This window comes from Okeania sp. SIO3B5, from assembly GCF_010692555.1.
Lineage (GTDB): Bacteria > Cyanobacteriota > Cyanobacteriia > Cyanobacteriales > Microcoleaceae > Okeania.
The window spans coordinates 1-13238 of the sequence record NZ_JAAHHG010000275.1; the positions used below are offsets into that span (position 1 = coordinate 1).

The 13238-nt window shown below is 38.9% G+C and carries 6 protein-coding genes; 5 read left to right on the plus strand and 1 reads right to left on the minus strand.

The window, feature by feature from the left end; genetic code table 11:
* Positions 1 to 872: 872 nt before the first annotated feature.
* Positions 873 to 2795 carry a PAS domain S-box protein gene (locus F6K54_RS27910; protein ID WP_293084947.1) on the minus strand — a complete coding sequence of 641 codons (1923 nt, stop codon included), beginning with the start codon at positions 2793 to 2795 and terminating at the stop codon, positions 873 to 875.
* Between the two features lie 1378 nt (positions 2796 to 4173).
* Between F6K54_RS27910 and F6K54_RS27915 the strand changes: the two genes are divergently transcribed.
* From F6K54_RS27915 to F6K54_RS27935, 5 genes are all read left to right on the plus strand, one after another.
* Positions 4174 to 5706: a ferredoxin--nitrite reductase gene (locus tag F6K54_RS27915; protein WP_293084949.1), complete on the plus strand. Its 1533-nt coding sequence runs from the start codon at positions 4174 to 4176 to the stop codon at positions 5704 to 5706.
* Positions 5707 to 5851: 145 nt separating this feature from the next.
* The gene (locus F6K54_RS27920; protein ID WP_293084952.1) at positions 5852 to 6523 is read left to right on the plus strand and encodes a hypothetical protein; all 672 of its coding nucleotides are present in this window, start codon (positions 5852 to 5854) and stop codon (positions 6521 to 6523) included.
* A 386-nt stretch (positions 6524 to 6909) separates the two neighbouring features.
* Entirely contained in the window at positions 6910 to 8427 is a 1518-nt protein-coding gene (locus tag F6K54_RS27925; protein WP_293084955.1) for an MFS transporter, read from the plus strand.
* 712 nt (positions 8428 to 9139) lie between these two features.
* Complete coding sequence (locus F6K54_RS27930) at positions 9140 to 10297, plus strand: RNA-guided endonuclease TnpB family protein (protein WP_293084958.1); 1158 nt, start codon at positions 9140 to 9142, stop codon at positions 10295 to 10297.
* A gap of 419 nt (positions 10298 to 10716) precedes the next feature.
* Positions 10717 to 12927 (plus strand): molybdopterin oxidoreductase family protein, encoded by a 2211-nt coding sequence (locus tag F6K54_RS27935; RefSeq protein ID WP_293084961.1) that lies wholly within the window; start codon positions 10717 to 10719, stop codon positions 12925 to 12927.
* Positions 12928 to 13238: the final 311 nt, after the last annotated feature.

Consider the following 13238-nt stretch of genomic DNA (forward strand, 5'->3'; position numbering starts at 1 on the left):
ACCCCTAACCCCTCCCAGGAGGGGAAGGCAGGAGGCAGAAGGTTTTCTCAAGAGTGTCACCTTAATTTTATACACGCTCCGATGCTACCGGACATGATATCAGGAGGGAAAAAATTTATAAAGATTTGGTAATGGTGAAGATAAAAAATGTTTTTATACCGAATTAAAAGGATTTGATATAACGTATAACCGGATTTTATATAATACACACAATTTTTCCAAGAAATACTAGAGCAAAAATTTGCCCCAGTAAATTCAAATTTCTCTAGCAGGAAGTTCAACAATTTCAAACCAATATCTACTCAAACTTTGAATAACTGTTATTAATCCTTCAAATGTTACTGGTTTGACAATAAATGAACTAATTTCTAATTGATAAGAAGTATAAATATCTTCTTAGGAGCCATGTAAGAATAATATCATGTCCGGTAGCATCGTTTGTGTATAAAATTAAGGTGACACTCTTGAGAAAACCTTCTGCCTCCTGCCTCCTGCCTCCTGCCTTCCTTCCACCAAAGTCTAATTATTCAAACGGACATGATATAAGTTGTACAAATTTTATCTGGGATAAATTGTGAAATATAGCTTCCATCAAAAAAATGTTCAAGTTATTTTTATATCATGTCCGGATAAGAGCGTGATCAAAAACTTTCTCCTTCAACTCCAGTTATTCTTCTTCCTTCTTCCTTCTTCTTTCTTCCCTCCTGACTCCTGACTTCCCCTCCCCTCCTGGGAGGGGCTAGGGGTGGGTTGGGAGGGGGAGGGGCTAGGGGTGGGTTGGGAGGGGGAGGGGCGAGGGGTGGGTTGACTCCTGACTCCTAAGTCGTTATTTATTTATAACTGTTCAACCGGACATGATATTACACGACTACTTAGATATGCTCCTTTTGCTTATCTACACTTTGTTCCATGGGCAAAGTAATCACAAAAGTAGTTCCTTGATTGGGGATACTACGAGCAGTAATATTACCATTGTGTCTCTCTACTATTTTACGACATATTGCCAGTCCTATACCAGTGCCCTGATATTGTTGCTTGCTATGCAGGCGTTGGAAAGGTGTAAATATTCGGTTTAAATATTTTTCCTCAAAACCTATTCCATTGTCAGATACCATAATTTGAACTTGATTAGTTTCCCACTGTAAAATTGCTTCTACCTTGACAATGGGGCGATTTTCTGGTAGATGAAACTTAAGTGCATTGCTGATTAAGTTTTGGAACAATTGTCGCATTTGTATTGAGTCAGCCTGAATAGTCGGTAACTCTCCGACTTCCACCTGAGCTTTTGTTTGTTCAATGCAGTTTTCCAAGTCGTCAATAACTTCTGCTACTATTTGAGAAAGGGTTACAGGTACATAGGGTTGCGCTTTGGTAGTAATACGGGAGAAGTTTAATAAATCTCTAATGAGAGTTTGCATCCTGTTGGCAGCACTCTGCATTCTGTGTATATAGTCTAGCCCTTTTTCATCTAACACTTTCCCATATTTAGCTTTGAGGCGATCGCCAAAGATCTGAATTTTCCGCAGTGGTTCCTGCAAGTCGTGGGAAGCTACATAAGCAAAATCTTCTAGTTCTTGGTTACTGATTTTTAGCTGAGTAATGAGTCTTTGCTGTTCAGCTTCATTTTGCTTGCGAGGAGTAATATTTTGAATTTGATAAATGAAATATAGAGGTTCACCTAATGGATCTTTTACTAGAGAAACACTCAAAGTTGTCCAGATAATATTATCTTTCTGATTAATATATCGTTTCTCTATATTGTAGAAGTCTATTTTGCCCTCTAAGAGTTGCTGCACAAAAATAAGATCGGTAGCTAGATCTTCAGGATGAGTAATTTCTTGAAAAGCTAACTGTATCAATTCAAGTTCACTGTAACCCAGCATTGCACACAAAGCATAGTTAACCCGGATAAAACTTCCATCTGTTGATACCAGGGCAATACCAATAGGTGCACGATCAAAAGCTAGACGGAAACGTTCTTCTCTTTCTTGCAATATATTTTCCATCTGTTTGCGTTCAGTGATATCTCTAGCAGTAATAGCAATACCATCTGCTAGAGGAACTACCATCTGTTGCAACCAGGAGATATTGGAGGTAAAGATATTTGTGGAAAACTCTTCTTTGAAAACTTTACCCATTTCCACAACCTGAAGGTATTTTTCCAAGAAATTTCCGGTATCGTTAATAGGAATTAGTTCAGACAGTCTTTGTCCCAATACTTCTGATTTAGGCATAGAAATGAGTTGTTCGGCGCGGGAGTTTAACTCTGCAAAAATAAAATCAACAATACGTCCAGTTTCATCCCGCAGACTATTAAATATAAATAAGCTATCTAAACTTGCTTCCGCAGCAGCATAAAATTTAACTTCGCTTTCTCGTAATTGAGTTTCTATACGCTGGCGTTCTACTATTTGTTTCTGTAGTTCCTGATTTGCTTTTTCTAGTTCTGTTGGACTAGGCAATGCTAGAGCTTGAGGTATAATAATACGGAGTTCAAAAACTGTAAACAATGAAATTATGGCAGTTATAACCTTCAAAGTTCCTGAAAACCAGTAAGTGGTATGCCATAAAGTCCACACATCCATCAGATGAGTTGTCCCACAAGAAACTATAAAGGCACTAAATAGCCAGAATATATAAGGAAAAGGTAAATCTTGTCTTTGCTGGATAAAGTAAACCAACATTAGAGGGATAGAGAAGTAAGCAATAGCAATCAGAAAATCTGAGACTAAATGCAAGCTAACTAAACTAGGGTTCCATAAATAGCAGTGTCCATGAGAAATATATTTAAACATAAGTCATAAGTCAAAAGTCATAAGTCAAAAGTAAGATTTTATAGACTCGAAACTTTAATGTCACAGTAATTTCAGGAAATTATTTCACATTCACGGAAGTCAAAAGTTAAAAATCAAAAGTAAGATTTTATAGATAAGAATGAAAAACCTTGTGTTGCCTCAGTTTTAAGCTTTTGATCTGTCCGCGCCCTTTGCTTTAACTGCTATAAAGTGCGCCTGAGCATCCTAAAAAGTGCTGTATATTTACAGTTTAACAATCTTTAACTTTTGTCTAGTAGATACTGACGACTGACTTATAGCTTCTTGATTTTAACCCACATTCCGCACTTCAATTCGTAACATTAAAAGTAGTATATTAAGTCGGCAGCTTAGTAGGTATTTATACTATGCAAATCATCTCAATTACTTTTTTCGTTCATCAAATTCTGAGTAAACAACTAAGCATAAATACTTGCTCTTATGATTACTCAATCACGGCAGCTATGATTTTCTCCAGAATTGCTGTCTCGTGACTCCTGACTCCTGACTACTTCTTTTATACTATATTTTGGGCATTGCATAATTGCGGGATGATTTTGTCAGAGAGTAGAAACCATAATCCCCGTGTCCCCGTGTCCCCGTGTCCCCGTGTCAGCCGAAATCATCCCAGTATTCAGCAACGCCATATTTTGTGGTGCGGAATGTGGGTTGTAATTGCTTTATGATTTTGTCACTGATCAGTTATTTCTGCCATCCTGCAATAGATTTCCGGATTCCTGACTAGGTCCTTGGATCAAAATGTAGCAAAAAGCACATACCGCATACTTGAATATACCAAATGAGTTCTATAGAACATTTACTAGTGCAGGATGGCAGAAATAACTAACCAGTTACAAAATCCGAAAAGCCTTACCAATCAATACTTTTGACTTTTGACTTTTGACTTTTGACTTCCGCGTAGCGGCACTAGCCATTGTCCCTATATCTCTTTTGCAGATAAAATGCAATAAATGCATTTAAAAAATACATAAAGTTCATAAAAGTATATATTTTGTAACAAAGAATACGAAAATTTAATTAAAACTCATTTACATTAGTCAACAACAAATTAATAAGAATTTGACTTAGATGGTGACAACAGATACAGAATTTTTAAACATTTTGATTTTCTAGTTGTCGGCTAAACAAAATTAGTAACTGAGTCAATCAAAGCATCTTTGTAATAGTTAGTTTTCCGAAAATATATGGGACTGCCCAAAAATGAGGATGATATAGATGACCAAAAAATAAGGTCTCAAGCCTTCTCTTTTAAGGGGATAAAAAAAGATAATTCTGTATTTTCGTAGCCTCTCTATTACAAGAGGTACTGATAACTGATAACTGATAACTGATAACTGAAATGACTGGCACAGTAGAACGCCAAGAAAAACTAAATAAATTTGAGAAATTTAAAGCAGAAAAAGATGGTCTGGCAGTGAAAACAGAACTAGAAACATTTGCCAATATAGGTTGGGAAGCAATAGATAAAACAGACCGGGACCACAGACTAAAATGGTTAGGTGTATTCTTCCGGCCAGTAACTCCAGGCAAATTTATGTTGCGGATGCGGATGCCAAATGGATTCATCACCAGTCAACAAATGGGAGTCTTGGCAGAAATAGTCCAACGGTACGGCGAAGACGGCAGTGCCGACATCACCACTAGACAAAACTTGCAACTGCGGGGAATTAGAATAGAAGATATCCCAGACATCTTCCGCCGATTTGAACAAGTAGGTTTAACTAGCGTTCAATCAGGCATGGATAATGTACGTAATATCACGGGTTCCCCAGTTGCTGGAATAGATGCAGATGAACTGTATGATACTCGTGAGTTAGTGCAGCAAGTCCAAGACATGATTACAGGCAACAGCAAAGGCAATCCAGAATTTACCAATTTACCACGGAAATTCAATATAGCGATCGCCGGATGCCGTGATAACTCCATCCATGCCGAAATTAACGATATTGCTTTTGTTCCTGCCTACAAAAACGATAAATTTGGCTTTAACGTTTTAGTCGGTGGCTTTTTCTCCGCTAAACGTTGTGCAGCAGCGATCCCCCTTAATGCTTGGGTAGAACCAAGTCAAGTTGTTGCCATCTGTCGAGCTATTCTAGAAGTATTTCGCGATAATGGCTCCCGAGGAAATCGCCAAAAATCAAGGCTAATGTGGCTGATAGATGAGTGGGGTGTAGATAAATTCCGCTCAAAAGTTGAGCAACAGATGGGACAAATTCTAGAAGCAGAAGCTCCCAAAGACGAAATTATCTGGGAAAAACGCGACCACATCGGGGTTTACAAACAAAAACAACCAGGTTTAAACTATATTGGGTTGCACATTCCGGTAGGTAGGTTGTATGCTGACAATATGTTTGAACTAGCACGGCTAGCTGAGGTTTATGGCAATGGAGAAATTAGACTGACAGTAGAACAAAATGTTATTATTCCTAATGTTCCTGAGTCTAGAATTGAACCATTCCTTGGGGAATCACTCCTAGAAAAGTTTTCCATTAATCCTCAAGCATTAACTCGGGCCTTAGTTTCATGCACCGGGGCACAGTTTTGTAACTTTGCTCTCATTGAAACCAAAAATCGGGCCTTAGCAATGGCAAAGGAACTCGAAGCTGAACTGTCAATGCCAAAACCAGTACGCATTCACTGGACTGGTTGCCCTAACTCTTGTGGACAGCCACAGGTTGCAGAAATTGGTTTGATGGGTACTAAAGCACGCAAAGATGGTAAAATGGTTGAGGGTGTTGACCTATATATGGGAGGCACAGTTGGTAAAGATGCTAAACTCGGTAGTTGCGTTCAAAAAGGTATTCCCTGTGAAGACCTCAAATCTGTTTTGCGGAATTTACTAATTGAAAATTTTGGTGCTCAACCAAGGTAAGTTTTCAATCTAGGGTGTCTAAAAAATCTATCAGAAATCTTACAAATAAAGACCGGAGAAGCATAAATATCGTTTCTCAAACTTAGTCTCACAGACAAAATTTATTACATTTCAAAGCACAATAACAATAAGGAGAATCTCAACAATGTCTACTACAGTTAATACTTCTAACAATTCACCTGAAACTGCAAAATCTTTAGGTATAAAAATTCTATCTGTAGTCGGTTTAACACTATTTGCTGGTTTTTATGTCAATAATTGGCAGGGTTCCTTAGCAGAATATGCTCAACAACAAGAACAAGAACAAGAAGCAGAAACAGTTGTTGCTACATCCACTACTGATACTGCTCCTATTGCAGTCAACATATCCACCTCAGAAACTACTACTGCTCCATCAACTTCTGTTGTTTCTTCCGCTGTTGATACTACCGAGTCAGTCTCAGCCGTCAATACAGTAGCTACAATGCCAGAAACTGAAGTAACTTTGGCAGTTCCAGAAACTCAAGCAGCGCCAAAAATTACTGACTCAAATACTCTTGATAAATTAAACTCGATGCTGTACAACCAGATCGACAAAGCTTGGCAACAATATCCAACTTTTTCTGAAAACTTAGCTTATCGAGTTACTGTGAACTCCGCAGGAATGGTTGCCAATTATGAACATATCAATAAAGCAGCTTCCGACTACATTGGAGAAACTCCTCTAGCTAAACTGACTAACTCTAGCACTACTGATACTAACAAACCAACAGCAGAATATTTAGTGCTACTAACTCCCAATGGTGTACTTCAAGTTAACCCATGGCTAACTAAATAGGTTTTTGCTTTCAGGTAATACTTGGTAGGTTTAGGTAGAATTTTAGAGACATAGAACTAGCTAGTGCAAAAAGGCAGAAGGCAGGAGGCTTTAGTTATCTAGGATAGCAGAAGGCAGAAGGGAAGAAAGGTTATTGTACAAGCTTTTGAACCTTTTTTAACTGGTCAGTTATTTCCGCCATCCTGCACTAGAAATAGCACTGATAATGGTAATTTCTACCAACCTACTATGCGATCGAAACAAATTGAATCCTTCCCTTGAAAGTAACACCTGACTCTGGTACTAATTTACTTGACATATTTTTAGTTAAACTTAACTTGTCAGCAAAATTAATCTTTGTTTTTTACCTTAGATAGCCTTAATAATTATTGTAATTCAACAGAATAATGTTAACAGAACTTTGGTCTTTTCGAGGCCGTTACCGTACCCTCCATTTAACTTGGTTTGCTTTCTTTCTATCATTTGTTGTGTGGTTTAACTTAGCCCCATTAGAAACAACAATACAAGAAGATTTTGGTTTAGAAGGTCCTCAAATGGGCACTCTTAGGATCTGTAACCTTGCACTCACAGTACCTGCCCGAATTATCATCGGAATGTTGTTAGATAGATACGGACCAAGAATTACTTATTCAGTGCTATTAATGTATGCAGCTATTCCCTGCATTGGGTGTGCCCTTGCACAAAATTTCAACCAGTTAGTTATCAGCCGTTTGGCACTAGGTATCGTCGGTGCTGGTTTCGTTATTGGTATCCGCATGGTTGCTGAATGGTTTCCTCCTAAAGAAATAGGTTTGGCAGAAGGTATTTACGGCGGTTGGGGTAACTTTGGTTCTGCTGCTGCTGCTTTTTCCCTCCCTACTATAGCTGGTTGGTTAACTTTTGGTTCCGGTGATATATTGAACTGGCGACTATCTATCGCTCTGACGGGTATCGTAGCTGCGCTTTATGGTGTGTTTTATTTCTTCAATGTTCAAGATACTCCTCCTGGTAAGGTGTATAAAAAGCCAAAGCGTGCCACAGGTTTAGAAGTTACAACCCAGAAAGATTTTATCTTCCTAATTTTGATGAATCTTCCTTTAACAGGAGTTCTTTGTTTACTAGCTTGGCGCTTGAGTAATTTGGATTTCTTATCTCAAGGTCAACTTTATATTGTCTGGCTATTGCTCTTAGGTTTGTACGCTTTCCAAACTTATAACTGTTGGGCAGCTAATAAAGAATTGATGGCAGGTGAGAAGCGTTATCCTCCTGCTGACCGCTATCAGTTTTCTCAGGTAGCAATTTTAGAACTTACTTATTTTGTTAACTTCGGTTCTGAGTTAGCAGTGGTTTCTATGCTTCCTGCTTTCTTTGAAAATACTTTTGGCCTGGATAAAGCCATAGCAGGGATGGTTGCAGCTAGCTATGCTTTTATGAACCTAGCATCTCGTCCTGGTGGTGGTTTAATTTCAGACAAACTTGGTAGTCGGAAGTTGACAATGACAGTATTGACTGCTGGGATGGGAATTGGTTATCTAACATTTGGTCAGGTAACTGAAAGTTGGTGGCTACCTTTTGTTGTGGTACTTACTATGATGTGTTCTTTCTTTGTGCAAGCTGCTGAAGGTTCTACCTTTGCTATAGTTCCTTTAATTAAGCACCGAGTGACAGGTCAAATTGCTGGTAATGTTGGTGCTTATGGTAACGTAGGTGCGGTAGTTTATCTGACTACGTTGAGTTTATTGCCTGGAGGTGCTGTTGGTAAGAAAATTTTCTTTGAACTTCTCGGTGTAATGTCAATAATTGTGGCGTTCCTGTGTGCTTTCTTCTTGAAAGATCCAGAGGGTTCATTTGCCGAACACCATAAGGATGAAGAGGATGAAGAACAAGTGAATCTAGAATCTGTTTCGATGTTTGCTGAAGACTAATACCTATCTCCCATTATTCCCCTCCTGGGAGGGGCTAGGTGTGGGTCCCCATCTCCCCACCCCTTATCTCCCTTTCAGAAAAGGGCTTGTAACTGTATCGAAAAAAAAGTTAGAATCATTACTATCACGACTGCAATACCTTAAATCGAGCTTTGAGCAGTGCGTTCTCAAGCAAACCTTCCCTTTCCTCTCACTTCCACGAAATTCGCTGTTAATTTTTTTAATCCTAATTATTTATAAGTATTTAACTGAATATAATATTATTATTTCAGCCGGAATTAGTGAACTTTGATTTTCGCTAAAACTTACCAAGAAAAAATCTATTGTAGTAAAAACTCTTTATGATTATATCATATCCAGTATCATTGGAGCTTGTATAGAATTAACTCACAATTGAAAAAAAACCTTCACCATGAGTGCCTTCTACCCTCTGCTTTTCTCTCACTATAGTATAAGTATTCAAACGGGCATGATATTATTTGTTCCATGACAAATATTACTCTTTATAAATCAGCTATTAAAAAGTATCCAATGTGACAGATAATTTTTCATAAAGTATTCAATAATAAACAAAAATTAAATTCTCTATCATTAAACTTAAATATAGATATTAAATATTATATTATATTAATTATAAATAGCAAAAAATCAGGGTAAGTAACTGTTGGCTAAAATCTGGTATTATCTATAAAAATCTGGGATTATCTGTTTTATGCTACTAGGATTCAAAACTGAATTACGCCCAAATAACCATCAAAAAACATTACTAGCTAAACACGCTGGTGTAGCCCGTCATGCTTATAATTGGGGACTATGGTTGACTAAAAACATCCTTAATCACAATTTCAATAATCCTGAGAGTAAACTTAAATTTCCCACATCTATCGACCTGCATAAACTTTTAGTAGCAATGGTTAAACCTAATAACTATTGGTACTATGAAGTCTCTAAAACAGCGCCTCAATATGCTTTAAGGTATTTATCAGAAGCTTGGAAGCGTTGCTTTAAAAAAGTGTCTGGTCAACCTAAATTCAAGAAAAAAGGTAAAGATGATAGCTTTACTTTAGATGGTTCAATATCAGTAGGTGTGTTTCAGATTAAATTACCAAGAATTGGATGGGTGAAAACTTACGAAATATTGCCAGATAATATTACTCCTAAGTCTGTAACTATTAGCCGAAAAGCCGACCGTTGGTTCATCAGTTTCAATTCTAGAGAGAAAGAAACTCAAATTACTGAGAAATCAGTAGATGTAGTTGGTGTTGATTTAGGTATAAAATCTCTAGCTACTTTATCCACTGGTGAAGTTTTTGTTTGCGAAGCATTCCGAAGGAAAGGGGCGAAATCAAAAAGGAGCTTAGAAGCTAAACTCTCACGACTTCAATACCTTAACAGACATAAAACCAAGTTTTCCAATAACTGGAAAAAAGCACAGCTAAAAATAGCGAGGCTACATACAAAGGTAGCTGATATCAGGAAAGATACATTACATAAACTAACTACCTATTTGGCTAAAAACCACAGTCAAATAGTAATAGAAGACCTGAATGTATCAGGAATGATGGCAAATCATAAGTTAGCTAAGGCAGTTGCTGATATGGGTTTATACGAGTTTCGTAGACAGCTAGAATACAAGTGTAAATTATATGGTTCTGAGTTAATCATCGTTGATAGATGGTTTCCCAGTTCTAAAACCTGTAGTAGGTGTGGAACTGTTAAAGAATCTCTTTTGTTATCAGAGCGTGTTTTTAATTGCGAACACTGCAATTTTAGCTGCGACCGAGACTTGAATGCAGCATTAAATTTAGCTATGGCGGGCAGTTCGCCCGTGACAGCCTGTGGACTGGATAACGCCGACGTTGCCAGATAGAAACAGGAATAGAACAGGCTATCTATAGATAATCATAGATTTATATAGATAATCATAGGTTTCTAAGAACGGAAAGTTTACCAGAAGAATAACTTCTGCTGGAATACAAAATTAAATTATTTAGCATCTGAGTGCAATATTTAGCATATAAGTGTAAATGATATTCGCTTAAATTTCACTTATATCATGTCCGGATAATTAGTGATAAAAAAAAACTTGTTCCTCCTTGCATAATAGTTTTCATAAGGCGTGAAGTACATCAACGATCCCCCTAAATCCCCCTTAAAAAGGGGGACTTCCAGTTCCCCCCTTTCCAAGGGGGGTTAGGGGGGATATCCTGACTACTCTCTCGATTTATAACTATTCAACCGGACATGATATTACTTAGTCTGCCAAAAAAATTATTTTTAAAGTAAACTATGGAATCTACCAAAACTCTTTGCCCTTATTGTGGAGTTGGCTGTGGCTTGGATGTATTACCGCCAGCAATTCCTGGAAAAGCAACAAATCGAGATAGCAAAGGTAATCCAATTTGGCAAGTACGCGGCGATCGCTCTCATCCCTCTAGTCAAGGCAAAGTTTGTGTAAAAGGTGCCACTGTTGCTGAAGCATTGGATAAAAGTCGCCTCAAATATCCAATGATGCGCGATACCCTAGATGAGCCTTTCCGTCGCGTTACTTGGGATCAAGCTTTTAATCGGATTGTTAACCGGATTCAAACTATACGCTTCACTCAAGGACCAGATGCAATTTGTATGTATGGTTCTGGTCAGTTTCAAACAGAAGATTATTATGTAGCCCAGAAATTACTCAAAGGATGTCTGGGGACTAATAACTTTGATGCTAACTCTCGCCTATGTATGTCTTCAGCAGTATCGGGATATATTCAAAGTTTTGGTTCCGATGGCCCCCCCTGTTGCTACGACGATTTAGAAAAAACGGACTGTGCATTTTTAATCGGTACTAATACAGCCGAATGTCACCCCATTGTATTTAATCGTCTGCGGGTTCACCACAAGAGAAATAAGAAAGTGAAAATGATTGTGGTAGACCCCCGTCGTACTAAAACAGCAGAAGTAGCAGATTTGCATTTGGCTATTCGACCAGGTACGGATATCGATCTACTTAATGGTATTGCTCATCTACTCATGCGTTGGGGAGCGATCGATGGTATGTTTATTGATGAATGTACGACTGGTTTTCCTGAATACACTGATGTGATTCGTCATTCCCCACCCGATCTGGTCGCACGCCACTGCGGTATTCGTTTGGATGAGTTGGAAACGGCAGCTCGTTATTGGAGTGAGTCAAAGCAAGTTTTATCATTGTGGTCAATGGGAATGAATCAGTCCTCTGAGGGGACGGCAAAAGTCCGGACTCTGATTAATTTGCATTTGATGACAGGTAATATTGGTAAACCAGGTGCAGGACCGTTTTCACTGACTGGTCAACCCAATGCTATGGGTGGTAGGGAAGCAGGAGGATTGGCTCATATTTTGCCTGGTTATCGGGTGGTGAAAAATCCCCAACATCGGGCTGATTTGGAAAAGTTATGGGGATTGACTCCTGGGCAAATTTCTGCTGTTCCTGGTCGTACTGCTTGGGAAATGATTACGGCTTTAGAACGCCAAGAATTAGGCTGTTTGTGGATTGCAGCGACTAATCCAGCGGTGAGTATGCCAGATTTAGAGCGGACTAAGGCAGCTTTGTTACGATCGCCTTTTACTGTTTATCAGGATGCTTATTATCCCACTGAAACAGCCGAATATGCTCATCTGTTATTACCAGCAGCTCAGTGGGGAGAAAAAACAGGAACAATGACAAACTCGGAGCGAGTGGTGACTTTGTGTTCTGCATTCCGCGATCCTCTGGGAGAAGCAAAAGCAGATTGGGAAATTTTTGCAGAGGTGGGTCGCCGTTTAGGATTTACAAATCAGTTTGATTTTGCTGACTCGGAAGCAGTGAGGGCCGAGTTTCTTGAGTTGACACGCGGTCGTCCCTGCGACCAGACGGATATTACCTACGAGCGACTACGGGAAAAGGGTCCTATCCAGTGGCCTTGCCCTGATAGTAGTGGAGTATCTCAGAAACGTCTGTATACTAATTTCCGATTTAATACTCCTGATGGCAGGGCACGGTTTGCTGCATTTTACTCTCAAGGTTTAGCAGAGCCACCAAATTTTGATTATCCTTTTGTGTTGACAACAGGGCGCTTATATGGTCATTGGCATACTCAAACACGCACAGGACGCATTGATAAAATTACAAAAATGCACCCGATGCCTTTTATAGAAATTCATCCAAAGGATGCTGAGAAGTTAGAGATTGAGGAAAATGATTGGGTAGAGGTGCAATCGCGACGAGGTGCAGCAAGATTTCCAGCAAAAGTGACTAAAGCTATTACTCCAGGCACTGTATTTGTGCCGATGCACTGGGGCGCACTATGGGCAAATCAAGCTGAGGCAAATGCTTTGACTCATCCTCAAGTTTGTCCTGAGTCTGGGCAACCAGAGTTAAAAGCTTGTGCCGTGCAGTTGAGGCCAATTAAATTTGAAACTGCTGCTATGGAAGATTTGATGGGGTCGGAATATTGTGTAGAAAGATCGTCAGCGATATCTATGAAGGGATGATATGGCAGAATTTAGAATTTAGAATTCAGGAGGAAAGAGGATTTAGGTGTAGGTTGGGTTGAAGAATCTGAAACCCAACACAACTTTTTTGTTTGGTTTATCCTAACGGATAAGCTCGGGTAAGACTGCCGTTCAACCCAACCTACTAGCTCAGTCCTCACAATTCAGGAGATTCAGTTACAGAATAGGGGAAAAGGTAGAAAAATACTTCCATCCCCCTTGCTCCCCCACTCGCCCACTCCCAACTATACAATAACTATTCAACCGGATTCTATATTATTTGGGCGAAAGTACTAGAGTCAGAGTAATTA

Excerpts from the sequence above, each read along its gene's own strand:
- F6K54_RS27920 (WP_293084952.1), top strand. The coding sequence starts at position 5,852 with ATGTCTACTACAGTTAATACTTCTAACAATTCACCTGAAACTGCAAAA.
- F6K54_RS27935 (WP_293084961.1), top strand. The coding sequence starts at position 10,717 with ATGGAATCTACCAAAACTCTTTGCCCTTATTGTGGAGTTGGCTGTGGC.
- F6K54_RS27915 (WP_293084949.1), top strand. The coding sequence starts at position 4,174 with ATGACTGGCACAGTAGAACGCCAAGAAAAACTAAATAAATTTGAGAAA.
- F6K54_RS27910 (WP_293084947.1), bottom strand. The coding sequence starts at position 2,795 with ATGTTTAAATATATTTCTCATGGACACTGCTATTTATGGAACCCTAGT.
- F6K54_RS27925 (WP_293084955.1), top strand. The coding sequence starts at position 6,910 with ATGTTAACAGAACTTTGGTCTTTTCGAGGCCGTTACCGTACCCTCCAT.
- F6K54_RS27930 (WP_293084958.1), top strand. The coding sequence starts at position 9,140 with ATGCTACTAGGATTCAAAACTGAATTACGCCCAAATAACCATCAAAAA.